Raw genomic sequence first — 25,930 nt, forward strand, 5'->3', positions numbered from 1 at the left:
AAAATTAGTAAAACAAGTTGATATCAATATCATAAGGTAAAAGAGAGATACTTTCTCCGTCCAAAATGGAATTTTTAAAAAAATAGATTGATAAAAAGAATAACAAGAAATAGGCATAGCTAATTTTGGATATTTGCTTCTTTTGTTCATATACAATATATGGAATCAAGAAAATCATGGAAAGCATGAAATAGTTATTCATCCTGAGGATAAGTTCACTAAGAAAACCATTATTAACAGCCAATAAACTTAACAATAAAAATGAGAAAAAATTCATATTGAAGAAAACCCTGTAGTCTTCATTAAAATCACTTTTAGCTTCTTTATATATAAAATATAAAGATATTGAACCAAATAAAATTACAAGAAACAAACTTGGTGGAGAGAATATCATATTTAGATATACTCCAAATGGAGTTAATGATATAAAATATATAAATATTTTACTTCCTACAGTAAAAACAAGGAATAACACCAATTTGCTTATCCATTTTATTTTTCTGCATAATATAAAATATAAAGGAATAAATAATAAAACAGAAAGGTGAAAACAAAATCCTGCCAATAATAATGCGACAGCATATCTGATAAATTTACGTTGTTGTATAAAGGTAATTGAATAAATGAAGATTCCCATCGCTACATATTGCCTTATAAGGTTTAATGAAGTTAGGTAAAATGGCCCTACAGTGATATACACCAATGTTGCACCAAAATAATATTTAGGATCCAATCTTATTATGAATTTGTAGAAAAAGACATTTGTGATTATAGAACAGACCAAGAATAACAACTGTTTTGTACCACCTATAAGTCCTATAAACCTCATTAGTAACACAAATCCATATTCTTTTATCTCTACCTCATTACCTTTAATTGCATCATCAAAAAGCTCCACATAAGTTGAATAATCTATACCAACATTATCTCTTAATCCCGAAAATAATGCAAGAAATAGAAAGACAAACTGTATACACGTTTTTCGATATTTCGTATTAACAATTTGCGATAAGACCAAGAATAAAATACAAATAATATATAGGAACAAGTATGGCATTATTTTGCTTTTTTCGTTATTAACTCATAAAAATGTCTTTTCCAAATATTCATAATAAATGTTAGCTCAAATTTCTTGGCATAAAATATTGCAACATCTTTAGCATTCATTCTTCTGTTAGAATCATTTATCCAGTTTTCTATTTCCACTGCTAAAGCATATATGTTACCATTCTCTATCAGACTACCCAGCCTTGGGTCTTTTATTATGTCTTTAGGGCCACAAGGAAAATCAAAAGAAATAACTGGAATGCCATAAGATAACGCTTCAATCAGAACCATTCCAAAACCTTCGTATCTTGATGTCATAACCAATAATGACGAGTTTAAATAAATTTCTTCTATATTCTTTGTTGCAGGTTTTATATATGTGTTTGTCCCAATTCCACAATCTATTATTCTTTTTTGTAGTTTGTCTTTTTCTATGCCATCCCCATAAATTATTAGCGTCCAATCACTATGTTCTTGAGCTATTATAGACCATGCATCTATCAATCTGTCAAATCCTTTTTGATATGTCAAACGACCTATTGCTATTATCGTCTTATTATCCAGATTAGAATGCAAGGATGGGATTTTTTCTAAAGGGTTAGGGATGACGCTTATGTTGTCTAGATTGCCCCACATCTCTTTATCTTCTTCGGTGAGAACCACAAATGAATCATATTTTTTTATAATACTCACCCATATTATGGTTCTTACATATTGAAGCAATTTCATTATTAATACTCTCTCTTCATTCACTTTTTGTTTTTTACAAAAATGATATTCAAGCAATTTTAAACTTTTATCCTTAATATAAGGCAATATATCAAATTCATAATCAAACATTGAAATACAAATGTCAGCATTAATTTTTTGCAGAACTTCATTCAGCCTTTTTTTATGGATCTTTTTCTTTTTTCTCCTGCATATCATTTTTTGTATAATATTCTTGTCATCATCCTCATCGTAGTTAACATCAAGATCATGAAATGTTATATTAGTCGAGAAATTAAAGAAATTCTTCTTACCATTCTGCTGTACCCTTATAATATGAACATCATACCCTAATGTATCGGCTAGATAGTTTGCCTTTGTCATCAGCACTTTCTCCATACCGCCACAGTTAAATGTAGCATTTATGCAGTAAACAATTCTCATCACTTCTTATTTTTTAGTCGAGGAAATAGAGTTATAATATGCAACTGTAATACTATTCTAAGCGCTTTAAATAAAGAAAAGTACCGATAGTTATATACAAAAGCATCATGCGGTGTATAAACAGGGGAGTACAAAGCCTTGAACCTATTTTTAACAGACTGTTTAGGATCCATGTACTTTTCCGTATATGAATGAGCTTCACAATACCCTACATATTCAGGCATAAGATAGACTTTGATATTATTTTTCAATGCCCTTAGAGAATAATCATTATCACCATAGGCATGTTTATATGTAGGATCAATAATACCTATTTTCTTGACTACATTATTAGGTACAACTATAAAATTGCCAAAAAAGATTTGTATTTCTTGAAGTTTGCCATTTGGACCAACTTTTTTATCATCAATAAATTTTGCTCCATATGTCAGATCCCCATTTTTTTTAGAGCGAAAAGCCCCAGTTATTATTGCATAATTGTTTACTTTATTGCACAATTTTATTCCATTCTCTAATGATTCATCAAATAGTTCAACATCATCATTCAGCCATATATAATAATCATAATCTTTAGTATTACATGCCTCTTTCCATGCCACATACATGCCTCTGCACCAGAACAGATTACCGTTTCCTTTAATGACCTTTACTTTTGAAAAATTCTCCTTGACCATTGTGTAGGTACCATCCGTTGATCCGTCATCTGTTAGATAAACATCAAAATCGTATTCCGTTATTTTTTCTATATTTTTATATACCGAGTTCAAACATTTGTATGTCTTTTCCTTTCTATTGTGTACCGTAAGTAAAATTGCTACGCTTTTCATATTTAGCATCAAATATTACTGATAATATAATTGTATAATTTCTCAGCTTGACTCCTATAATCGTATTCCGTTTTAAATATATCGGATATTTTTTCCAATTCTTTCATTCTTTGCGGATGCCCCAATACTTTTTTCATCACTTCTGCCAATTCCTTTTCGTCAGTAGAAGGAGTGTAATAATTAAGTAATCCTTTTGTCGTTTCATATAAGGCCGTATCTTTATTTGTTATTACCGGAATCTTATGAATTGCGGCCTCAATAGGCGTAAATCCAAATCCCTCTTTTGTTGACGGATGTACAAGCAAATCTGCATTGGCATAATAATTGGCCAACGCTTCATCTGATACCGATTCCGATATGTGTATAATCCTATTGTCCAATTTATTTTGTTTTATAAAAGGAAAGGCTTCTTTTTCCCATGATTGATCGGGTGATTTTCCGATTATAATTAATTTATGTTCTATCTCGTCCTTGATCAAGAAGAAAGCTTTTAAGAGAGTGATAACATTTTTGTATTTGTAGAGTGTGCTTACATATAAAATATATTTTTGGCTGATTATTCTTTTCCCTTTATTTTCACATATCATGACAGCATTGTATATTGTATGAAATTTCTTTCTGTTAAAAAAAACGTATTTTTTTTGTATTTCTTTTTTTACATAATCTGATATTGTGATTATTTTCCTGCTCCTCGCTATAATAATAGGAAGGCAAAAAGCATAAATCAGTCTTTCTTTGATTCCGTTAACCGAAAGTGCGTGTAAATCGTGAAATGTTTGAAAGACGGGCTTGTTACAAAAAAAATAAGTTGAATAAAATTGAGGAGAAAATACGGCATCACAGTCTATCTTATTTATCTCTTTTGTCCACGTTATGCTGTTTTTCAATATATTCAACCTGCCTTCATTATTTACATTAGATTTAATACATTTAAACTCAGGATACCTTTTTCTCATTTCCTCAAATATATTTTTATTACATAATAAAAATATATTCTTCGCCTCATTATCCCTCAACCCTTTTATGAGCCTGTCCGCATATATGAAAACACCACTTTGACAGGATTGATACGCTGATAGATCAATTAATAATCTCATTTTATGTTTAGCGGTATATCTTATTTAAATATAGCTATTGTTTTTCTTAACCTATAAAGATTTATCTGCATTTCCGTTTTTTTGCCTCTAAATAAAAGATAAACGATATTAAGAAAACAATTTATAGAATACACAAAGTTACTTAAATAGTAATAAGACTTCCCATAGACTTTAGTAAGATATGTTTTTCTACCATCGAAAAACATATCTTCAAATTTAGTTTTCAAAGTAAAGCTTTGACCTTCGAGATGGATTATCTTTGCGCTTGGCACATTGTAAATTCTATACCCTTTTTGTTTAACTTGATAACATAAGTATGTTTCTTCAAGATACATAAAGAAATCTTTATCAAATCCTCCAATCTCATTAAAAAGTTTTTTTGAAATCATAAGTGCAGCACCAACAACATGGGCAACTTCTTTCGGAGATTTTGTAATGTTAAAATCTTCGTTATATCTTTTTGACGAACAATGCCTTGAGTTTATAATCTCTTGTCGTATTCCTGGTGACAACATTTCATATGAATGTCCAGCACTCATATTTGCTTGATAAAGATTTGCTCCACAAATGCCAATGTCTTTATGCTCAATCATAAATTTATATAATTCTTTCACGGCATTGTTTATTAGAATAGTATCTGGATTCAAACAAAATAAATATTTTCCCTTTGCATATTGGGCACCTAAATTATTAGCCTTGCCGAATCCTAAATTCGTTTCGGATTGTATATATTCTATACGACTGTCTACTTTAAGCACCTGAGGTTTATTGGGCGAATTATTATCAACTACAATAATTTCAAAATCTAGACCTTCAGTTTTTTCATAAATGCTGTCCAGGCAATTGAGTATGAGCTTCTCCGTATTATAGTTTACTACTATTATAGATACATCCATGCTACTATTTCTTTAATTTGTATATAAGAGGAAGTATTATTTCATTTCTCAAATAGAATCTTTGAACGATAAAAAAATATATTCCAATGAATGCACTGGATATTCCTAGTCTGAGGAATGCATTTCCTTCTACGTTCAAATAAATAAGAATGCATATAGCCATAGCGGGTATGTATGAAAGTAAGTTTTTGGATAATTCCTTAAAAGGAAATTTTATTTCTGTATTTTTCTGAACAAAATATTGTGCAGATATTAAAACGGATATTTCAGATATGAGCCATACAATTGCTGAGCCTGTACTTTTTAAAAAAGCGACAAGGAGAATATTTAATAGGATGCCAACACTAGCACCAATAATAGAATTGATAAAAATAGCTTTATCCCTTTTCAGTGGCATCAAGATTTGTATAACAATGATCTGTTCATAACCGATAATTAGGATTAATGGCATAACAATTCTTGTTGCTGGAATAGCCCCTTCAAATCCTTTTCCTGAAATAATCTCAATAATTTCAGGACTGAATGTACAAGCAATGATAACGATTGGAATAGCTATAGAGAAAAGAACTCCGATTGATTTGTGAATTAGACTTTTAAATTCTTCTTCTTTTCCTTCGGATAATAATGCACTTATTCTTGGAAGCATTACTCCTGTAAAGGCTGAATAAAGCGCAATGATAATGGTATAAAGTTTTGTTGCAGTTGTGTAGTAACCGACTTCCGTAGGATTAGTAACAAAACCTAAATATGCTACATTAAAAGAAGTGTACATCGTTGTTAACATGCTGTGAAAACCTAATATAAAAAATTGCGAAACATATTTTTTTATAGCCAGTTTCTTTAATGTAAGCTGTGTAAAATGACGTATATAACTCCAATTAAAGATTGCGTTTATGGTTATCATCAGTGTGGTAAGAAGGTAATAGACAGGATAATCATTAGGCGTATGAATGAATAAGAACACAGCTATAACATACAAGCATTTTACTCCAATAGTAATAGATGTTACATATTTAAACTTTTCTATGCCCCTATAGAACCAATCAACAAGAAAAAAGTTAGACAATAATCTTATTGCTCCTATGTACATCAAAGCCCTATATTGGAATAAATCCGGGACTAAATATATAGCCCCAATAAGAGTTACTAATGAAACGACAGTTGAAATGGCATTTAAAAAAAATAAACTTGAAAAGGTACTGTTTAAATCGTCTTGATTTTTTTTCGCGCTTGCAATTTCTCTAATACCAATTATCCCAATTCCCATCATGGAAAAGAGTATAAAATAATTGACAATGCTGTCTACGAAATTACATATACCTATATTTGTAACGCCTAACACCCGTGAAATGTAGGGATAAGTTATAAAGGGAAAAATATAGTTAGAAGTGACAAGAATACTACTATAGATAAAGTTTCTTTTAATACTCATTGGTATTTAGGTATGCTTTTTGGTAATGCTTGCCGTTACTTTTCCCGCATCTAGAAAAAACAGCGTTCAACAGCGAACAGCAAAATAAACAGCAATTAAAATATCACAAAACAACTCTTTTTTGTCGTTCCTCCAAAGAATTAAGTTTAACAATAAACTATTTAGAATTTTAACATGGGAATTATATACGGAACTATTGAGTGGGCAATCATTTGTCTAAGCATATTACAACTCGTTAATCTCCTCAGCGGAAAGGCCTGTTATTTTCATGACAATCTCTATTGGAATGCCTTCAGCCTTCATGCCGCGCGCATTCTTTACCCTTTCTTCCTTTCGACCTTTGCTTTCTGCAGCTGCAACAGTATTCTGCCAGTCCCGATAGACTTTAAGACTTTCTTCGTAGGCATAATACTCTTCTGGTGAGAACCGTGCGATTTCCGCTGTCTCAAAAAGTTTTGTGAAGATACGTTCCTGAAGAGCTTTAGGGCGCTCCAGCAAGCGTGAAAGATTTTTCAGCACGAAAAGCCATTTCTCGAACATGCTTTCAAGCCGGTCTTCGGCCTTGTTGAACTTAGGCATTTCAAGATAAACGAACGTGAGCTTCTCGAAGAACACTTCGCCCGTCCGCTTGTCAATAAGCTGCACATCGTGCCTGTACTCTCCTTTATCCTTATGGCCGAAAGTGAAGTCAAGAATTCCGATGATGTAAACGGCCTTGAGTTCATAGTTCCAATTCCCTTTCCGTGCCTGCTCCCGTATGGGGAACGTGGCATAATACACACTCCTGTCCTTGAAAAACTCCTGTTCTCCTTTCTGCATTTCGACGAGTATCTTTTCACCTTTCTCATTGGTGCAGTATACGTCAAATACTGCTCTTCTGTCAGTTTCAGTTGTTCCGAGCTGTTCTGTAGTGAGATATGTCAGTTCCTTGACCGTTTCTTTTCCGTCAAACAGACTGTTGATGAAGCTGATGAGCAGATCCTTGTTCATCTCTGTTCCGAAAAGCTTCTTGAACCCGAAGTCTGTATAGGGGTTGATGTATATATCTCTGATTCCTTCGCTTCCCATATTTATGTTTGCTTGGCTTCTGGCAATGCTTCGCCGTTACCTGTCCCATATCCGCATCAAGAGATAACTCTCGAAGGCAGGACATGCAAGGTAAGCGGTTCTCTCCTAAAATAGTACAAAGTTAGGCTTTTCCCGTGAAAAGCGCAAAAGCGGATGACGGAATTTGAGCGTCACTCCATCTTTTCTTGTTAAAATGAGCGGAATATACAAATACTGCATGGAGCTTAGGAGGAATTGAACACGAATGCGAAGCAACAGGACTATCTGCGTGCGTTTTTCGTCAGCGTATAACGGATTCCAATATACGCGCCGCGGAATCTCCCAAAGGAACAACTCATCTGATCGAAACGAAAATGGCGGTACGGCAAAAAGCCCTACCGCCATTCCTGTATTTGGGTTTTATAGAAAAAAAATTCAAGCTGTCTAAACCTCCGGCTATTGGAAGAAGATGTCGTCAAGGCGGCTGTTATGCTCCTCTTCTATTTCTGTCAGACGGTCTTTGCATGGGTCGAAATCGCCGGGGATGTCAAACGTTTCATCCTCCGAGTAGCCCAGCGTCTTGTCGGCAAACACCTTCTGCATGTAAATGCCCCACACAGGCAACGCCATAGAAGCTCCCTGACCGTCACGCATCCAGTCGAAATGAATGTCACGCTCTTCGCCTCCAACCCAGCAGCCGGACACGAGCGACGGCGTGAAGCCCATAAACCATCCGTCTGAGTTGCGGTTTGTGGTTCCGGTCTTGCCGCCCATATCCGCCTTAATGCCATAGAGCCGGCGCACGCGGCCTCCTGTTCCTTCATTTATCACGGCACGGAGCATCACAAGCATCTTGTAGGAGGTTGACTCGCTGATCACTTCATTTATCTGAGGCGTGAACGTAGAGATTACATTCCCGTCGTTGTCCTCAATACGCGTAACAAACAGCGGAGCGGTGCGGATGCCTTTGTTCACGAATGCCGTATAAGCGCTCACCATCTCTCCTACGGAAATCTCGCAAGGACCCAGACAAAGCGAAACGGTCGGCTGGACATCCTTGTTCAGCACGCCGAACGAATGGATCAGACGGGCAAGGTCATACGGGCTGAGCTTGCTCATCAGGTAGGCGGAAATCCAGTTGTTCGAGTTGGCAAGCCCCCACTTCAGGGTCACCATCTCTCCGTAGTGCTTCTTCGAACTGTTGCGCGGCGACCAGGCACGGCCGTTCTCGTCAAACAATGTCTGCTCTACGTTGCGCACTTCGTCACAGGGAGAGAAACCGTTTTCCATTGCCAGCGAATAGACGAAAGGCTTCACGGTAGACCCGATCTGACGTCTTCCGACCATCGCCATGTCATACTGGAAATAGTTGTAGTTAGGTCCGCCCACGTATGCCTTTACATGGCCGGTCAGCGGATCCATCGACATAAACCCGGTACGCAGGAAATGTTTGTAATACTTGATGGAGTCCAGCGGAGTCATGGTGGTATCCCTGTCGCCGTCCCATGAGAACACGGTCATCTCGTGAGGAGTGTTGAAAGCCTTCGTGATTTCAGCCTCGCTGTATCCGGCAGCTTTCATGGTGCGGTAACGGTCGCTCTGACGCACAGAACGCATCAAGATCTGCTCCACCTCGGCCGGCGTCAGCTCGTTGGTGTAGGGAGCTGTCTTGCGGCCTTTCTTCTCCTTGAAGAACCTTGGCTGGAGGTATTTCGCCACATGCTCATACACGGCCTCTTCGGCATAGCGCTGCATACGGGAATTAATGGTGGTGTATATCTTCAGCCCGTCTACATAGATATTGTAGTTCGTTCCGTCCTTCTTCTTGTTCTTCGCGCACCAGCCGTAAAGCGGGTTGGTTTCCCAGGCGATGGAGTCCTCATAATAAGCCTGCATTTGCCAGCCGCGGTATTTGCTGCGGTCGGGCTTCTTGGCAGTCATTATGCCGCGCAGGTACTCGCGGAAATAAGTGGCCAGCCCGTCCTTATGGTCAACCGGCTGGAACTTCAACACCAGCGGCAATGCCTGAAGCGAATCGCACTCGGCCGCGGAGAGATAGCCAGCCTTGCGCATCTGGTCGAGCACTACATTGCGGCGTCCGCGCGCACGTTCGTTGAAACGGCGCGGATTGTAGAGCGAGGGATTCTTGCACATTCCTATCAGCGTAGCGGCCTCCTCAATCTTCAGGCTCTTCGGATCTTTTCCGAAATACGTCTTCGCCGCAGTCTTGATGCCTACGGCATTGTTGAGAAAGTCAAACTTGTTGAGATACATGGTGAGAATTTCCTCCTTCGTGTAATAGCGTTCCAGCTTCACGGCAATCACCCATTCGATCGGCTTCTGCAGCAGACGCTCCATCACGTTGTCGGCCGTGGGCGAATAAAACTGCTTGGCAAGCTGTTGGGTAATCGTACTTCCTCCGCCGGCGTGCTTCTGCATGAGGATGCCCCGCTTCACCACCGCACGCAGAAAGGCGCGGGCGTCAATTCCCGAATGCTGGTCGAAACGGACATCTTCCGTAGCGATGAGCGCATGCACCAGATGGGGAGAAAGATCGTTATAGCCCACATACACACGGTTTTCCTTGCTGAGCGACCACGTCCCGAGCAACTGTCCGTCTTCCGAAAGGATCTGTGTGGCGAATTTCAGGTTCGGGTTCTCCAGCTCCTCGACAGGAGGGACATATCCGATCTTCCCTTTTGAGATGGCTGTAAAGACAATGGCCACCGCAGCGATTACGAGTGCAAGAACCGCCCAAAGTATAATGATAAAAGTCTTTCTCATATTCTGATTAAAAACAAATTCTTTTTTATAAACTGCAAATTTAGGGAAAATCATCGGATTTTTCCAAGAATCCTTTTCAAAAATTGAAGCGGGACACAAAAGGGACGTTCAACGCACTGCACAACAGCCTCTTGCAGCCCGATACAGGACATATACGGGACACGAAAGGCTGTCGACACCTTATATAAAAGAAAGAAATAAAGAAAGAAACCCCTACCCTTGCTCTTTTGACAGCCACAATTCCCCATCCGCCGAGGACCCACGACAAACCACAGCGTTTTCAGCTTCTCCGCACACGTACAGGCAGCCTGCGGAAAGCCTCAAAATTCACCGCGTAAAAAATAAATTCTTTCCCATCATCTTCACCAATCTTTCCCATCATCTTCATTCAAATGACGGCTTATTTTCAGCCCCCTCCCGAAAACTCCGGAAAACAGATGGTTTTTTCTATTTTTTTCCCTACCTTTGAACTCCGATATTTATAACAGCATTAAAAAGCTTAATATGGAAAATAGAAGTTTAGTCACGATTGCCAGCCACACGAAAGAGAAAATCCTCTACCTGCTGGAAATGGCAAAAGAATTCGAAAAGAAACCCAACCGCCATCTGCTTGACGGAAAAATAGTTGCAACGCTTTTCTTCGAACCTTCAACACGCACGCGGCTGAGTTTTGAAACGGCGGCAAACCGCCTCGGAGCAAAGGTCATCGGATTTACAGACCCTAAGGTTACCAGTTCGTCGAAGGGAGAAACGCTGAAAGACACCATCATGATGGTGAGCAACTATGCGGACATCATCGTGATGCGGCATTTCCTGGAAGGCGCGGCAAGATATGCGAGCGAAGTGGCGCCGGTACCTATCGTAAACGCGGGCGACGGAGCCAACCAGCACCCTTCGCAGACCATGCTCGACCTCTATTCCATATACAAGACACAGGGCACGCTGGAAAACCTGAACATCTATCTGGTGGGTGACCTGAAATACGGACGCACCGTACACTCGCTCCTGCTGGCCATGCGCCACTTCAATCCGACATTCCACTTCATCGCGCCCGACGAGCTGCGGATGCCCGACGAATACAAGCTGTTCTGCAAGGAAAACGGCATACACTTTGAAGAGCACAAGGAGTTTACGGAAGAAATCATAGCCGACGCAGACATCCTTTACATGACACGCGTGCAGCGCGAACGGTTCACCGACCTGATGGAGTATGAACGGGTGAAGGACGTATATATCCTGCGCAACAAGATGCTGGAGCACACACGCCCGAACCTGCGCATCCTGCATCCGCTGCCCCGCGTGAACGAAATCGCATACGACGTGGACGACAACCCGAAAGCCTACTACTTCCAGCAGGCGAAAAACGGACTTTACGCGCGCGAGGCAATCCTCTGCGACGTGCTGGGCATCACCCTCGACGAAGTGAAGGCTGACACCGAAAAGCTATAACGAGAACATCAAATCTGACCAGATTATTCACTTATCCATCCTATGAACATGAACGAGAAAAAAGAACTGCAGGTGGCCGCGCTGAAAAACGGTACGGTCATCGACCACATACCTTCGGACAAACTGTTTACAGTGGTGTCGCTTCTCCATCTGGAAGACGTGGCTGCAAACATCACCATCGGAAACAACTTTGAGAGCAAGAAGCTCGGAAAGAAGGGCATCATCAAGATTGCCGACCGCTTCTTCAGCTCAGACGAAATCAACCGGCTCTCCGTCGTGGCTCCGAACATCGTGCTGAACATCATCAAGGATTACGAAGTGGTGGAGAAAAAGGCGGTGATCATGCCCGACGAACTGAAAGGCATCGTGAAATGCAACAACCCGAAGTGCATCACCAACAACGAGCCCATGCAGACATGGTTCCACCTGGTGGACAAAGAAAAAGGCCTGCTGAAATGCCACTACTGCGAAAAGGAACAGTCGAAAGACAACATCAAGCTGCTGTAGCCATGAAGCAGGACTGGAAACCGGGAACAATGATTTATCCTTTGCCGGCGGTGCTGGTGAGCTGCGGAAGCTGCGAAGAAGAATACAACATACTTACCGTGGCATGGACGGGAACGCTGTGCACCAACCCGCCCATGTGCTATATCTCGGTCAGACCCGAACGGCATTCCTACCCCATACTGAAGAAAAACATGGAGTTTGTCATCAACCTGACCACAAAGGATATGGCATACGCAACCGACTGGTGCGGCGTGCGCTCGGGAAAAGACTACAACAAGTTCCACGAAATGAAGCTCACGCCGGGAAAAGCGGCAATGGTAAGCGCACCCATCATCGAAGAGTCGCCGCTGTGCATTGAATGCCGGGTAAAAGAAATCCTTTCGCTCGGTTCGCACGACATGTTCATCGCCGATGTGGTGAACGTGAAGGCCGACGACAAATACCTGAACTCGGAAACGGGAAAGTTTGAACTGGCCGACTCGGGACTGCTTGTCTATGTCCACGGAGGATACTACGAACTGGGCAAGAAGACAGGCAAGTTCGGCTGGTCGGTAGAAAAGAAAAAATAGCCTATGTGGAAGAGTCTGACTCTCATCATCTTCTGTGCGGGAATGCTGATTGCGGAAACCTTGCAGGCACAACGCATTTCCACACCGATGGTGACCCTCAAGAAACCACGCTTCAACGTGGGAGTAAGAGCGGGGTTCAACTCTTCCATGTTTTTTACCGACCGTTTCACCATCAACGGAGAAGAGCTGGAAGGAATGCAGAACAACTACAAAGTGGGCTACTTCGCATCCGTCTTCTGCCGCTTCAACATGAAGAAGCACCACTTCATCCAGCCGGAGATTTCGTACAACGTACTGCTGGGAAGTATCTCAATCCCCTATACGCTTGCAAACTCTTCGCTGATCGAAGAAAGCGCGCTCATCAAAAGCCGGGCGACGACAATCGACATCCCTCTGCTCTACGGCTATAAATTTGTCGACATTCATCCCTACGGAATGGCTTTCATGGTAGGGCCGAAAGTGGGATGGGTATGGAAAGAGCATTGCGAGAACACGTATTCAGGTTTCTATCAGAAAGGCATACACGAAACGGTGGGACCGGTAAGATACAGTGCCGTAGCCGCATTCGCCGTCAACATATCAAACATATTCATCGACTTCAGATACGAGGTCGGGCTGCACAATGTGACCGAATCAATCGGATACGACAGCTCTGCCACCGAGGAGCCGTATAACCAGGCAGAAATAAAGATAAAGCGGAGATTGAACGTACTGAGCTTTTCAGTCGGAATCATTTTCTGACAATTCAAATCCAAAAAACATTTATAATCATGAAAAAAGACGACGCTATTTTTGACATCATCGAAAAAGAGCACCAGCGGCAGTTGAAGGGTATCGAACTGATCGCTTCGGAGAATTTTGTAAGCGACCAGGTCATGCAGGCCATGGGATCGTGCCTGACCAACAAATATGCAGAAGGCTATCCGGGCAAACGCTACTACGGAGGATGCGAAGTGGTAGACCAGAGCGAACAGCTGGCCATCGACCGCCTGAAACAGATTTTCGGCGCAGAATGGGCCAACGTACAGCCCCACTCGGGCGCACAGGCTAATGCCGCTGTGTTCCTAGCCGTACTGAATCCGGGCGACAAGTTCATGGGACTGAACCTGGCACACGGAGGACATCTTTCGCACGGCTCGGCCGTAAACACATCCGGCATTCTCTACACGCCGTGCGAATACAACCTGAACAAAGAAACCGGACGGGTAGACTACGACCAGATGGAAGAAATCGCCCTGCGCGAACGCCCGAAACTGATTGTCGGAGGCGGATCGGCCTACTCGCGCGAATGGGACTACAGGCGTATGCGTGAAATCGCCGACAAGGTGGGCGCGCTGCTCATGATCGACATGGCTCATCCTGCCGGTCTGATCGCAGCCGGACTGCTCGACAATCCGGTAAAATATGCGCACATCGTGACTTCTACCACACACAAGACGCTTCGCGGTCCGCGCGGAGGTGTCATCATGATGGGCAAAGACTTCCCCAATCCATGGGGAAAGAAAACGCCGAAAGGTGAAATCAAGATGATGTCGCAGCTGCTCGACTCTGCCGTATTCCCCGGCATACAGGGAGGCCCGCTCGAGCATGTCATCGCAGCCAAAGCTGTAGCATTCTACGAATGTCTGCAACCGGAATACAAGGAATACCAGAAACAGGTGCAGAAGAACGCGCGCGTATTGGCACAGGCACTGATGGACAGAGGGTTCACCATCGTTTCGGGCGGCACGGACAACCACTCAATGCTGGTAGACCTCCGCACAAAATATCCGGATCTGACCGGGAAGGTGGCAGAAAAAGCGCTGGTAAGCGCAGACATCACGGTCAACAAGAATATGGTTCCGTTTGATACCCGTTCGGCATTCCAGACTTCCGGCATCCGGCTAGGAACTCCCGCAATCACTACCCGCGGAGCCAAAGAGGACTTGATGTATGAAATCGCCGAAATGATCGAAACGGTTCTCTCGAATGTAGACAACGAGGAAATAATTTCTTCAGTTCGTCACCGTGTGAACGAAACAATGAAGGGCTATCCGTTGTTTGCATACTAGAAAACAGCTTAACTAAAATAAGAAAACATTATGAACAAAATGACTTCAATGGCTATCCTACTGAGCGGATGCTTGGTGCTTAGCGGATGTGGAATGACAAACACGGGTAAAGGCGGACTGATTGGTGCAGGCAGCGGCGCCGCACTGGGAGCTGCACTCGGCGGCATATTCGGACACGGCAAAGGAGCGGCAATCGGTGCTGCCGTAGGCGGTGCTGTCGGTGCAGGCGCAGGCGTGCTGATCGGCAAGAAAATGGACAAGGCAGCAGCCGAAGCTGAAAAGATTGAAGGGGCACAAGTGGAAATGGTTACGGACAACAACAACCTGCAAGCCGTAAAGGTAACTTTTGACTCCGGCATTCTTTTCCCTACAAGCAGTGCCACACTCAGCTCATCGGCCAAAGCCGCATTGAGCAAGTTTGCCAACAATGTGCTCAACCAGAACCGCGACATGGACGTATCCATCTACGGATATACTGACAATACGGGATGGAAAAACTCAACGGCAGAACAGAGCGCACAGAAGAATCTGAACCTCTCGCAGGAACGCGCACAGAGCGTATCAAGCTACCTGCTGGGATGCGGCGTTTCTCCCAACCAGCTGAAATCTGTAGAGGGAATGGGCGAAGCCAACCCGGTTGCTGACAACTCGACTGAAGCCGGACGGCAGGAAAACCGCCGCGTTGAAGTTTTCATGTATGCCAGCCAGCAGATGATCCAGCAAGCAGAAGCCGGCACTCTGCAATAAAAGACTTTGCCGCAGAAGGCGACAGAGGCGAGCATACGCGCCTCCCGCCTTCTGCGGCAATCTCATGTATCAAGAATCAGAGGATTCTTCTCCTTTCAGAATAGGAAGTGTAATCCGAAACTTTACGGCAAGCACACGCGCAAGAAAGACGGTTGTTCCGCCTATTATCTGCGACACATACGACTCCAGACCTTCTATCAGGCAAATCCAATAGACCAGACCGCCTATCACGCAAGCCATGGCATAAATCTCCTTGCGGAAAATCAGCGGAATCTCATTGATAAAGATGTCACGCAGCACACCGCCGGCAGCACCTGTTATGCTTCCCATCATGATCGCGATCCAGAAAGGATACCCCAACGAATAGGCCTTGCTGAAACCTACTACGGTGAACAGAGCCAGACCGATGGTGTCAAAAATGAAGAAGGTGTTGTTCAGCCGGATAACATAACGCCCGAAAAGTATCACAAAGCCCATCGCAAGGGCCGTACAGATAAGATACATCGGATCAATCATCCACGCCGGTGTCACGTCAAGCAACAAGTCGCGTATCGTTCCGCCACCGATGGCCGTAACCAGTCCCACGACATATGCGCCGAACCAGTCGAACCGCTTGGCAGAAGCCAGCCGGATGCCGCTGATGGCAAAAGCAAACGTCCCGACAAAATCGAGAATCGTTACAAACGAAGGAATGTGAAAAAAGTCCATATATTCAAATTACTGTTTTTTTACTGTTCATTTCTGCCTGCACCACCTCCGGCTGTCCGACCGCGGATGCAGAATTTTCCGGTACAGCCGCACGCAGCCATGCAATTCGCCCGCAAAGATAATCATAAATCAAATATACAACAGATTTTGGTTTCCATTTATCACGCGCCAATGCCAGCCGCACAATACCAATAATCACCAATAAACTACCAAATATGACCATTCGGCCGCCAATGCCGGCTCCGATCTTTGCAAGAAAGAAATATAAATGTAAATTTGTGCATTCAAGAATCACAAAATTTACAGCCAATGAAAAACATCGCCTTATTAAGCGGGGCAGCGGCATTAGTGTTCCTGACAGGAGCATGCCAGAACAGGAAAGATGTGCGGACCCCAAAGTACAACATCGTCTACATCATGACAGACGACCACACGGCTCAAATGATGAGCTGCTACGGTTCGCCTTATGCCGAAACGCCCAATCTCGACCGCATCGCCAACGAAGGCGTGCGATTCACGAACAGCTTCGTAGCCAACTCACTGAGCGGCCCCAGCCGTGCATGTATGCTTACAGGAAAGCACTCGTGCGCAAACAAATTCTATGACAACACGACCTGCGTATTCGACAGTTCGCAGCAAACCTTCCCCAAGCTCCTGCAAAAAGCGGGATACCAAACAGCCGTCATCGGCAAATGGCACCTGGAGAGTCTTCCGTCAGGGTTCGACTATTGGGAAGTCGTGCCGGGACAAGGAAGCTATTACAACCCGGACTTCATAACGCAAGACAACGATACAATCCAGAAGCATGGCTACATAACAAACCTGATCACTGATGACGCCATCGACTGGATGGAAAACAAGAGGGACAAGGACAGGCCGTTCTGCCTGCTGATCCACCACAAGGCAATCCACAGAAACTGGATGGCCGACACCTGCAACCTGGCTTTATACGAAGACAAGACTTTCCCTCTGCCCGATAACTTCTACGATGATTATGAAGGACGTCCCGCAGCGGCTGCACAGGAAATGAGCATAGTCAAAGACATGGATCTGATCTATGACCTGAAAATGCTCCGTCCCGACAAGAACAGCATCCTGAAAGCGACCTATGAATCGTTTCTGGGACGCATGGACAAAGCACAGCGCGCAGCCTGGGACAAGTTCTACGATCCGATTATCAAAGATTTCTACAAACAGAACCTCTCGGGAAAGGAACTTGCCAACTGGAAGTACCAGCGGTATATGCGCGACTATATGAAAACCGTCAAATCACTTGACGACAATGTGGGGCGTGTGCTTGACTATCTCGAAAAAAACGGACTGCTGGAAAACACGTTGGTTGTCTACACTTCCGACCAAGGGTTCTATATGGGCGAGCACGGATGGTTCGACAAACGCTTCATGTATGAAGAGTCAATGCATACCCCGCTGATTATGAGGCTTCCGAAAGACTTTACACGCAAAGGGGACATCACGGAACTGGTGCAGAACATTGACTACGCTCCTACTTTCCTTGAACTGGCAGGCGCTCCCGTTCCGGAAGACATTCAGGGTGAATCGTTGCTTCCGCTGCTGAAAGGAGAAAAGCCCGAAAACTGGCGCAAGGCACTGTATTACCATTTCTATGAGTACCCTGCAGAACATATGGTGAAACGCCATTACGGTGTACGGACAGAACGCTACAAACTCATCCATTTCTACAATGACATCGACTGGTGGGAACTGTATGATCTGACGAAGGATTCATCAGAAATGCACAACCTTTACGGACAGAAGGAATACGAACCGATTGCAAACGAACTGAAAGAAGAGCTGAAACGCTTGCAGGAACAATACAATGACCCGGTCCGCTTTTCTCCCGACAGGGACAAGGAGTAACCTTGACCTGAAGCGATATTCTTCTGAATGAGTCCCAAAGCGAAAGCCGGCATTCAGAGCCATCAACCTGGCCGAATGCCGGCTTTCGCCTGCTTTTTCCCCAACCAGCCTCAGAGCCTGAATTTTCCGGTCAAGCAATATTATACCCAGATTCTTAAGCCAGCAAAAGACATCCCTATACAGGTCACTCCTTGCCTTTGGCAAACTGCTCCTTATACTCCGTAGGCGTGCATCCTGTATACTGCTTGAATGTGGTACTGAAATAGCGCGCAGTAGAAAATCCCGTAACATCTGCTATTTCTGCAAAAGACATGTCGGTAGTCTTTATCAGCACAATTGCCTTTTCCAGCTTGATCTTGTTGATATAGTCATTCAGCCCCATTCCGGCAACAGCCTTCAGCTTGTTGTACAAAGAAGTGCGGCTCAAGCCGATTTCCTGACAGATGAAAGGGACTCCCAGCTCCGGATTGTTGAGGTTTTCGTTGATAGTCTTGTTCAGTTTCAGCAGGAAATTCTCATCAACGGCACTGAATGCCGCCTCTTTAGGCTCCGGCAGAAATGCAGACTGCGAATACCTCTGCCTGATGTCTTCCTTAAGCTTCAGCTTGCTTCTCAGTATTTCAAGCAATGTTTCCACCTCAAAAGGCTTCGGGACATAGGCGTTGGCTCCCATCTTATAGCCCGCCTGCAAGCTCTGCTCTTCGTTGCGGGCGGTCAGAAGCACAACAGGAATATGGCTGTAATCAATATTCGACTTGATATACCTGCAAAGCTCATACCCGTTCATTTTAGGCATCATGATGTCGCTGACCACAATGTCCGGAAGATATTTCTTTAAAATCTTCACAGCTTCCTCACCGTCGGAAGCCGAATAGACCTCCTTGAAACAGCCCGCCAGCGATTCCTTCAAGAAATCAAGCAGTTCATCGCTGTCATCAACAACCAGCACCGTATATTTCTTCGTATCGATGCTGCTTTCATTATTGCTCACCAGCTTTTCTTCCGTGTCATTGAACAGTTCGTTAAGATAAGGCTTGGACTCACACGAAACCTTTTCCGGCTGCAAGTCAGAAGGCAGTTCAAAATAGAATGTGGCTCCTTTCCCCACATTGTCAGAAGCGCCTATTTTTCCCTTGTGAAGCTCCACAAGAACTTTGGCGTAAGACAGTCCGATTCCTGTACCCGTACGTTCCTCGTTCCCCTGATAGAATCTGACAAAAAGTTTGTTCAAATCAACGCCTTGCAACCCCATTCCTTCATCAGACACAGAAATGCGCACCTTTCCGTCCTCCGCCAGTCGTGAAGCCACCCGGATCGTGCCTCCTTCCGGACTGTGCTTGATGGCGTTCATCAGGAAATTGGTCAGAACGATTGTACACTTCTCCTTGTCAAAGCAAACGGCCCGGATCTGGGGATCGAGTTCCGTAACAATTTGAATCCCTCTTGCCTTTCCTTCATCGTAAAAGTCGCCGACCGTATTTTCAATCCATTCGTTCATCGGATAAAGCTCGAAGTGCATGTTGCTTGTCCCGGTTTCCATCTTCCGCAAGTCAAGCACCATATCTATCAGTTCCTTCATCTTCTCCGACTGGCGATAGATTCTGCCAAGAGGAAGAAAATCAGGATTCTGAGGCGACATGTTTTGCAGAATCCGCTTCAAGGGGGCATGAATCAGAGTCAAAGGAGTACGCAGCTCATGACTGATATTGATAAGGAAACGCACTTTCTGCTCATAAATATCTTTTTCTTTTTCTTTCATCGCAAGTTTCAGCCGGTTGGTCTTTTTCCGGTAATACATTCCCGAAACCGCAAAAATCAAAGCAATCAGCAGCAAAGGGGCAACCAGTTTGAACACCCATGTCCGATACCAGGGAGGAAGCGCATCAACGGTAAGCAGCAGTCTTGGATCCGTCCACTCTCCGTTCTGTCTGTTGCAGGAAACGAAAATCTTATGCTCTCCCGGAGGCAGCAGACGCAGGCTTATCTCCGGGCTGGCAGACTCAAAGTTCTGTATTCCGTCAGCATTCTGCATCGTAAGTCTGTACAGCCTTTCTCTGAAAATATCTTTCTCTTCAGACATGACAAACAGCGACAAGGCCTTGCTTCCCCAAGGATAATTGACATGCGGATTTCCGTCCCAACTGATATTCTTTATCGGAACCCCATCTATCTGTACGCCGGTCAGCCTTATCAAAGGCTTGTCGGTTTCGTCAAACGAGAAGAAACGGCTTATATGCAGCAGTCCCCTGATGCCGCCCAAGTAGATGTCGCCGTCATTGTCACGCAGCATCGGCTTTCCCAGGTATTCATTATGCGCCACTCCGTCGGACTCCCCCAACATGGAAAAACGTTTTTCCTTCAGAAAATAAACATAAAGATTATTGTTCGCGCCGATCCATAAGCGGTCCGAGCCGTCGCGTATCACACTGTTCACTCCCCGGAAAGCCTCAGCGTACACGTCTTCCGAATGTTTGCCGGCAATATCAAAGCGGATGATTTTTCCGTTTGAACCGATCCAGACATTCCCCTCTCCGTCCAGCGATGCGGAATTGATTATTTCTGTCGAAGGAAAGTCCGACAAACATTCCATCTTATCTCCGCCAACGGCCAGACGGTAAAGGTTTCTGTTGTCACGCATATACGTATAACCGCCCTCCTGTCCGACCGGGAGCAAGCTTCCGCCCACATAAGGCAGTTCCGGAGAAACGATCTTCCCGATGCGCCCGGTCCTGACATCGTACCGGTAAATGCGACGCCCGAACATCAGGATATTGCCTTCCGACTCATTGAACAGATTCAAAGTCTGCCTTTTGTAAAGGAGCAGCCTGTTTATTTCACTGTCAGACATTTTCAAAGGCTCCAGATTCCCGCTATCCATATCAAACAAGAAGAACCCCCGGGTATAAAGAGAAAGCAGAAGCTTTCCTCCGCCAAACTCAGCAATAGAAGCCACTTTTGCATAGCGGGTTTCCGGATAATGAGCAAAGGTATACGTCCGCGTGTCAAGCCGGTTGATTCCTTCCCCGTCAGTACCAATCCATATATAAGGCGAACCCGGTTTCTGATACAGGCACAGTACGGTAGGATTGCTCAGCCCGTACGGACTCCCCAAAGGAACGTCTGTAAAGGTACAGACCATGCTCCTTTTGATATTGATGACACCGTTGCGTACACTCCCGGCCCAGATGGCGTTATTGCTGTCTTTATACAACACTTTTATTGATGTGCCGGGAAACGAGCGCTCGTCAGCCTGACGGTGAGTCAGGATATTCACGCTGCCTGTTTCCGGATCCAGAATATTGATTCCACCTCCGTCCGTACCTATCCAAAGCAGCGAATCCTGCTTTACGAGCGAAAGTATGACGTTACTGTTCATATCCGAATTCACCGTATTATAAAAGCCAGTCCGCTTCCCGGACAACTTGTCGAAGCACGACAGCCCGTGATTATACGTAGCAATCCAGACACGTTCCCCATCAACAAGCATGGCCGACACTTCTTTCGAGCAGTCATAGGGAGCTTTTGTGAAGGTCTTGGCATTCATGTCAAGAATGAAGACTCCTTCATCCATGTTCTTGCACAGCAGAAGTTGGGACGAGAGGGGAACCATACCGTCTATCCGAAGCCGTTTCTTTGTTTTCAGTTCCGCAACCGGAACCGCGCAATGCGCCTTTGCATCGTAACGGTAGACGATATCTTTTCCGCCCAGGTACAAGATATCATCAGCAAGGCACGCGGAAAAGGCCGTCACCGTACGTCCTTCCGAATCAGCAACTGTCCGGAAACAGTCGTCCTGTCTGTTATAAATACATACTCCGCCTGGCGTAAGCACCCAAAGATTCTCCTCTTTGTCAGCAAGTATGTCCCATATCACATTTTCAGGCAAAGAATTTTCCGGCTCAGCATGAACGTATGACTTCATCGTCCCTCCATCGTAACGATACAGCCCCTTGGGTGTTCCTATCCACACATAACTGTTAGGCTCCTTGTAAATGCAGTTCACTTCGGAAAGAGGGACTGCCCCGTCGGAAATGGGCTGGAATACATAATGAACGGCATCAAGCGCAAAAGCCGGGCAGCCCCCAAGGACTATCATTATACAGATAAAAATATCTTTCAGAACTTTTTTCATTTTTATGTTTTTCGTAAGTCTAAATACAAAGTTAAAAGTTTTTTATCAAAATCCAAACGTACCGGAATATAAAGAGGAGAAATGCGGCATTCCAGAAACAAAAGCTGCTTTCAATATCATCCGCAAGCACTTCCATTTTTATCCGCCCGGAACAAATAACCAAATTTTGAAGTTTAAATGACTTTATTTGGAATGCTCCTGCCTCTATTAGCAATATTTTTGTTGAGCATAAAATTCAAACAATGTTAAAATTTAAGCTATGGAAAGTATGAGAAAGAAACTTGCAGTTTTCTTCTTAGTACCGCTGCTCGGGATGCTTGGAGCCATCGACGCTTTTGCCCAGCAGAAGGTAGTTTCCGGACAAGTGACCGATGAAACAAATTTCGGCATTCCGGGAGTAAATGTACAAGTAAAAGGCACAAAAACCGGAGTAATAACCGATCTGGACGGAAATTATTCGATAGAAGTGCCAAGTAACAAATCTGTTCTTGTCTTTTCTTTCATCGGGTATGCGACACAGGAAGTGCCCGTAAAGAACCAGACAAAAATCAATGTTCTTTTAAAGGAGGATTCCCAGACATTGGACGAAGTAGTCGTTGTCGGCATGGGTACCCAGAAACGCAACACGATTACCGCAGCCGTGGCAACTGTAGATCAGGAAGCGATCGTAAACCGTCCGGTAACCGACCTGACCAGCGCGCTGCAAGGTAACGTAGCCGGATTGAACTTCGCTTCGGATGCGGCCGCTGACGGTGTAGGCGGTGAAGTCGGTGCAGAGATCAAATTCAACATCCGCGGTATCGGTTCTATCAATGGAGGTGAGCCTTATGTGCTGGTCGACGGTGTTGAACAAAGCATGCAGAACGTAAACCCTTCCGACATTGAAAGTATTTCTGTCTTGAAGGATGCCTCTGCAGCCGCTGTTTACGGTGCCCGCGCTGCATACGGTGTGGTTCTGGTAACCACCAAAAGCGGAAAAAGCGGAAAGGCGCGCGTGACCTACCGCGGTTCTGTCGGATTCAGTTCGGCCATCAACATGCCTAAGAGCATGAACTCCCTGGATTTCGCCAACTACATAAACGAGATCCGTGACAATACGGGACAGACAGCACTCTTCTCCGACGAAACAATAGCAAGAATACAAGGATTCATGCAGAATCCCTATTCTGCCGAGTTTCCAGGCATTGACATCAACCAGGCAGGCGACGGATGGGCTTCCACTTATTATAATCAGTATGCCAATACAGACTGGTTCGACTATTACTTTAAAAACAATGCACTGCGCCACTCGCACAACCTGAACATTTCAGGCGGAACAGACAAAGTAACCTACTATTTAGGTATGGGATATACTTATCAGGAAGGTTTGATGGATCATGTGGATGACAATTTGAGCAAATACAATGTCAATGCCAAATTGCAGTTCAAGGCCAACGACTGGCTGAAGTTCAACTTCAACAACAATGCTACGGTGAATATAATCAAACGACCGATGGCAAACCAGACAATCTTTTACGGAACAATCGCCGACCGCTACCCGACTCAGGTAACGCAGCTTCCTGCAGAACGGAACAACCTGCCTACGTGGAACGAAATGCTCTACATGGAAAATACAAGATATAACCAGAACCGCATTTCTGACGCAATGTCTATCTCAGCCACAATCACACCGCTGGAAGGATGGGACATCGTCGGAGAAATGAAGATGCGTCTGGATGTTGAAAACAACGACCTTGAAATGGGCTTTCCGAAAACAGTTCTGCCGAACGGTACGATACAGACTATTACGGGTAACAGACAAGGATATCAGTACCCGGGAATGACATGGAGAAACACACAGTTCGGCTCTTATACAAAAGGCAATGTGTTCAACTATTACCTGTCGCCCAGCATTTCTTCTTCATATACCCACCAGTGGGGCGACCACTACTTCAAGGCAATGGCCGGTTTCCAGTGGGAAGTGCAGAACAACTCGAACGGCTATACCTATAAGGACGGCATGATGAGCGAAGACATCTTCTCGTTTGCCAATGCAAACGGAGTGCTGTATGCCGGAGACAACAGAGAACACTGGGCTACAATGGGGGCGTTTGCACGACTGAACTGGAACTGGAGAAACATCTATTTCCTTGAATTCAGCGGACGCTATGACGGCTCTTCACGTTTTGCTCCGGGGCATCGCTGGGGATTCTTCCCTTCGTTCTCCGCAGGATACGACATTGCACGCACTGACTATTTCAAGAATCTCAACTTGCCGATCTCTCAATTGAAAGTACGCGTTTCATACGGACGTCTGGGTAACCAGAACGGAGCGGGACTATACGATTACCTCGGCACAATGGTATTGAATGCAGCGCACCAGAACGCATGGCTCCTGCCAGGTGCAGCCGACGGAAGCATCGCCAAAGGAACCATCGCAATGACTCCTGCCATGATAAGTCCTTTCATCACCTGGGAAAAGGTTGACAACGCAAACTTAGGTCTGGACCTTACACTGCTTGATGACCGGCTGACTCTTACTGCCGACATTTACCAGCGTACAACCCGCGACATGATCGGACCGGCAGAAGCGATCCCCTCAATCAGCGGTATCATTCCGGACGACCGCGCCAAAGTCAACAACGCAACTTTGAGAAACAGAGGTTGGGAACTTTCCGTACACTGGCAAGACCAGCTGGCATGCGGATTCAGCTATGGCGTGGGATTCAACGTATTCGACTATAAGGCGGTAGTCACCGAATACAATAATCCGGAAGGATTGATATACAACAACCACACAGGTCTTGACCGGAACAAGGGATATTATAAAGGAATGGACATCGGTGAAATCTGGGGATATGCAGCAGACGACCTGTTCATGACCAACCGTGAAGTGGACGAATACTTGAAAACTACTGACCTGTCCTTCTTCAAATCCAATACCCAATGGGAACGCGGCGACCTGAAATTCATCGATTCAAACGGTGACGGCAAGGTAGATCCGGGAAAAGGAACACTGGCGGACCACGGAGATTTGCAGATTATCGGAAATACCACTCCACGATATTCGTTCGGTATCAACCTGAATCTCGGATACAAGGGCTTTGAAGTATCTACCCTGCTGCAAGGTGTCGCAAAACGCGACTTCCCGATGGCCGGAAGTACGTACCTGTTTGGAGGAAGAAACTATTTTGAAGAACACCTCAACCACTTCAGCCCGGAAAATCCGAACGGATACCTTCCGCGTCTGACAGACGCTTCGACCGGAGGCGGTGACATTGACTGGAAAGTCAACACCGGATACAATACGACAAGATATTTGCTGAATGCGGCTTATATGCGTATGAAGAACCTGACAATCTCTTATACGTTCCAGAAGAACGTCACGAAATATCTTGGATTGGAGAACCTGAAAGTTTATTTCACTTGCGACAACCTGTTCACCATCGACAAGCTGCCCAACGCATTTGACCCAGAAACGCTGAACCAGGTCAACACATGGGCAGGAGGAAGCAACGAACAGGCTCCGGGACTTACTTCAGCCCTGACTCAGAACGGTAACGGTAAAGTTTATCCGATGAACCGCAACTTTGTATTTGGAATTGATTTAACTTTCTAATTGAAAACA

19 protein-coding genes are annotated in these 25,930 nt (G+C 44.4%); 8 read left to right on the plus strand and 11 right to left on the minus strand.

Annotated elements, in window-relative coordinates:
* Positions 1 to 4 precede the first annotated feature (4 nt).
* The 8 genes from QUW60_RS00500 to QUW60_RS00535 form a co-directional block, all read right to left on the minus strand.
* Positions 5 to 1,057 carry an EpsG family protein gene (locus tag QUW60_RS00500; protein WP_289558050.1) on the minus strand — a complete coding sequence of 351 codons (1,053 nt, stop codon included), beginning with the start codon at positions 1,055 to 1,057 and terminating at the stop codon, positions 5 to 7.
* Positions 1,057 to 2,199, minus strand: coding sequence for a glycosyltransferase family 4 protein (locus QUW60_RS00505; RefSeq protein WP_289558053.1), 1,143 nt, complete (start codon positions 2,197 to 2,199; stop codon positions 1,057 to 1,059). The genes QUW60_RS00500 and QUW60_RS00505 overlap by 1 nt, the downstream gene beginning before the upstream one ends.
* A complete protein-coding gene (locus tag QUW60_RS00510; RefSeq protein ID WP_289558054.1) occupies positions 2,199 to 3,026 on the minus strand; it encodes a glycosyltransferase family 2 protein in 828 nt (275 codons plus the stop codon). Before QUW60_RS00510 ends, QUW60_RS00505 begins: the two co-directional genes overlap by 1 nt.
* Before the next feature lie 8 nt (positions 3,027 to 3,034).
* Positions 3,035 to 4,123 (minus strand): glycosyltransferase family 4 protein, encoded by a 1,089-nt coding sequence (locus QUW60_RS00515; protein WP_289558055.1) that lies wholly within the window; start codon positions 4,121 to 4,123, stop codon positions 3,035 to 3,037.
* Between the two features lie 20 nt (positions 4,124 to 4,143).
* Positions 4,144 to 5,019, minus strand: a complete 876-nt coding sequence (locus QUW60_RS00520) for a glycosyltransferase family 2 protein (protein ID WP_289558057.1) — start codon at positions 5,017 to 5,019, stop codon at positions 4,144 to 4,146.
* Positions 5,020 to 5,023: 4 nt separating this feature from the next.
* The gene (locus QUW60_RS00525; protein WP_289558059.1) at positions 5,024 to 6,451 is read right to left on the minus strand and encodes an oligosaccharide flippase family protein; all 1,428 of its coding nucleotides are present in this window, start codon (positions 6,449 to 6,451) and stop codon (positions 5,024 to 5,026) included.
* Between the two features lie 225 nt (positions 6,452 to 6,676).
* A complete protein-coding gene (locus QUW60_RS00530) occupies positions 6,677 to 7,519 on the minus strand; it encodes an Rpn family recombination-promoting nuclease/putative transposase (protein ID WP_289558061.1) in 843 nt (280 codons plus the stop codon).
* 435 nt (positions 7,520 to 7,954) lie between these two features.
* On the minus strand, positions 7,955 to 10,282 hold the full coding sequence (locus QUW60_RS00535) for a transglycosylase domain-containing protein (RefSeq protein ID WP_258336815.1): 2,328 nt from the start codon (positions 10,280 to 10,282) through the stop codon (positions 7,955 to 7,957).
* Positions 10,283 to 10,786: 504 nt separating this feature from the next.
* Between QUW60_RS00535 and pyrB the strand changes: the two genes are divergently transcribed.
* The 6 genes from pyrB to QUW60_RS00565 are packed head-to-tail and all read left to right on the plus strand — an operon-like array spanning position 10,787 to position 15,605.
* Entirely contained in the window at positions 10,787 to 11,731 is a 945-nt protein-coding gene (gene pyrB, locus QUW60_RS00540) for an aspartate carbamoyltransferase (protein ID WP_289558062.1), read from the plus strand.
* Positions 11,732 to 11,779: 48 nt separating this feature from the next.
* Positions 11,780 to 12,238 (plus strand): aspartate carbamoyltransferase regulatory subunit, encoded by a 459-nt coding sequence (gene pyrI, locus QUW60_RS00545; protein ID WP_434736821.1) that lies wholly within the window; start codon positions 11,780 to 11,782, stop codon positions 12,236 to 12,238.
* Positions 12,239 to 12,240: 2 nt separating this feature from the next.
* Positions 12,241 to 12,807, plus strand: coding sequence for a flavin reductase family protein (locus QUW60_RS00550; protein ID WP_258336818.1), 567 nt, complete (start codon positions 12,241 to 12,243; stop codon positions 12,805 to 12,807).
* A 3-nt stretch (positions 12,808 to 12,810) separates the two neighbouring features.
* Positions 12,811 to 13,548, plus strand: coding sequence for a porin family protein (locus QUW60_RS00555; RefSeq protein ID WP_289558066.1), 738 nt, complete (start codon positions 12,811 to 12,813; stop codon positions 13,546 to 13,548).
* Positions 13,549 to 13,577: 29 nt separating this feature from the next.
* Positions 13,578 to 14,858, plus strand: a complete 1,281-nt coding sequence (gene glyA / locus QUW60_RS00560; RefSeq protein ID WP_258336820.1) for a serine hydroxymethyltransferase — start codon at positions 13,578 to 13,580, stop codon at positions 14,856 to 14,858.
* Positions 14,859 to 14,888: 30 nt separating this feature from the next.
* Positions 14,889 to 15,605, plus strand: a complete 717-nt coding sequence (locus QUW60_RS00565; protein WP_258336821.1) for a YiaD family glycine zipper/OmpA-like lipoprotein — start codon at positions 14,889 to 14,891, stop codon at positions 15,603 to 15,605.
* Between the two features lie 69 nt (positions 15,606 to 15,674).
* On the opposite strand, the gene QUW60_RS00570 is transcribed toward QUW60_RS00565, so the two are convergent.
* Together QUW60_RS00570 and QUW60_RS00575 are read right to left on the minus strand one after the other, a co-directional pair.
* Complete coding sequence (locus QUW60_RS00570) at positions 15,675 to 16,298, minus strand: trimeric intracellular cation channel family protein (RefSeq protein ID WP_289558177.1); 624 nt, start codon at positions 16,296 to 16,298, stop codon at positions 15,675 to 15,677.
* A gap of 19 nt (positions 16,299 to 16,317) precedes the next feature.
* Positions 16,318 to 16,623: a hypothetical protein gene (locus tag QUW60_RS00575; protein ID WP_289558070.1), complete on the minus strand. Its 306-nt coding sequence runs from the start codon at positions 16,621 to 16,623 to the stop codon at positions 16,318 to 16,320.
* On the opposite strand from QUW60_RS00575, the gene QUW60_RS00580 reads away from it, so the two are divergent.
* Complete coding sequence (locus QUW60_RS00580; protein ID WP_289558072.1) at positions 16,623 to 18,191, plus strand: sulfatase family protein; 1,569 nt, start codon at positions 16,623 to 16,625, stop codon at positions 18,189 to 18,191. The two genes, QUW60_RS00575 and QUW60_RS00580, sit on opposite strands and share 1 nt — an antisense overlap.
* A 184-nt stretch (positions 18,192 to 18,375) precedes the next feature.
* Here QUW60_RS00580 and QUW60_RS00585 read toward each other — a convergent pair whose 3' ends face one another.
* On the minus strand, positions 18,376 to 22,323 hold the full coding sequence (locus tag QUW60_RS00585; RefSeq protein ID WP_289558074.1) for a hybrid sensor histidine kinase/response regulator transcription factor: 3,948 nt from the start codon (positions 22,321 to 22,323) through the stop codon (positions 18,376 to 18,378).
* A gap of 259 nt (positions 22,324 to 22,582) precedes the next feature.
* On the opposite strand from QUW60_RS00585, the gene QUW60_RS00590 reads away from it, so the two are divergent.
* Positions 22,583 to 25,921: a SusC/RagA family TonB-linked outer membrane protein gene (locus QUW60_RS00590; protein WP_375337932.1), complete on the plus strand. Its 3,339-nt coding sequence runs from the start codon at positions 22,583 to 22,585 to the stop codon at positions 25,919 to 25,921.
* Positions 25,922 to 25,930 lie beyond the last annotated feature (9 nt).

This window comes from Bacteroides gallinaceum (assembly GCF_030373775.1).
Taxonomy (GTDB): Bacteria; Bacteroidota; Bacteroidia; order Bacteroidales; family Bacteroidaceae; genus Phocaeicola; species Phocaeicola excrementipullorum.

What these genes read in the sequence shown, in the direction of transcription:
- QUW60_RS00500 (WP_289558050.1), bottom strand. Translation starts at nt 1,057, where the DNA reads ATGCCATACTTGTTCCTATATATTATTTGTATTTTATTCTTGGTCTTA.
- QUW60_RS00505 (WP_289558053.1), bottom strand. Translation starts at nt 2,199, where the DNA reads ATGAGAATTGTTTACTGCATAAATGCTACATTTAACTGTGGCGGTATG.
- QUW60_RS00510 (WP_289558054.1), bottom strand. Translation starts at nt 3,026, where the DNA reads ATGAAAAGCGTAGCAATTTTACTTACGGTACACAATAGAAAGGAAAAG.
- QUW60_RS00515 (WP_289558055.1), bottom strand. Translation starts at nt 4,123, where the DNA reads ATGAGATTATTAATTGATCTATCAGCGTATCAATCCTGTCAAAGTGGT.
- QUW60_RS00520 (WP_289558057.1), bottom strand. Translation starts at nt 5,019, where the DNA reads ATGGATGTATCTATAATAGTAGTAAACTATAATACGGAGAAGCTCATA.
- QUW60_RS00525 (WP_289558059.1), bottom strand. Translation starts at nt 6,451, where the DNA reads ATGAGTATTAAAAGAAACTTTATCTATAGTAGTATTCTTGTCACTTCT.
- QUW60_RS00530 (WP_289558061.1), bottom strand. Translation starts at nt 7,519, where the DNA reads ATGGGAAGCGAAGGAATCAGAGATATATACATCAACCCCTATACAGAC.
- QUW60_RS00535 (WP_258336815.1), bottom strand. Translation starts at nt 10,282, where the DNA reads ATGAGAAAGACTTTTATCATTATACTTTGGGCGGTTCTTGCACTCGTA.
- pyrB (WP_289558062.1), top strand. Translation starts at nt 10,787, where the DNA reads ATGGAAAATAGAAGTTTAGTCACGATTGCCAGCCACACGAAAGAGAAA.
- pyrI (WP_434736821.1), top strand. Translation starts at nt 11,780, where the DNA reads ATGAACGAGAAAAAAGAACTGCAGGTGGCCGCGCTGAAAAACGGTACG.
- QUW60_RS00550 (WP_258336818.1), top strand. Translation starts at nt 12,241, where the DNA reads ATGAAGCAGGACTGGAAACCGGGAACAATGATTTATCCTTTGCCGGCG.
- QUW60_RS00555 (WP_289558066.1), top strand. Translation starts at nt 12,811, where the DNA reads ATGTGGAAGAGTCTGACTCTCATCATCTTCTGTGCGGGAATGCTGATT.
- glyA (WP_258336820.1), top strand. Translation starts at nt 13,578, where the DNA reads ATGAAAAAAGACGACGCTATTTTTGACATCATCGAAAAAGAGCACCAG.
- QUW60_RS00565 (WP_258336821.1), top strand. Translation starts at nt 14,889, where the DNA reads ATGAACAAAATGACTTCAATGGCTATCCTACTGAGCGGATGCTTGGTG.
- QUW60_RS00580 (WP_289558072.1), top strand. Translation starts at nt 16,623, where the DNA reads ATGAAAAACATCGCCTTATTAAGCGGGGCAGCGGCATTAGTGTTCCTG.
- QUW60_RS00585 (WP_289558074.1), bottom strand. Translation starts at nt 22,323, where the DNA reads ATGAAAAAAGTTCTGAAAGATATTTTTATCTGTATAATGATAGTCCTT.
- QUW60_RS00590 (WP_375337932.1), top strand. Translation starts at nt 22,583, where the DNA reads ATGGAAAGTATGAGAAAGAAACTTGCAGTTTTCTTCTTAGTACCGCTG.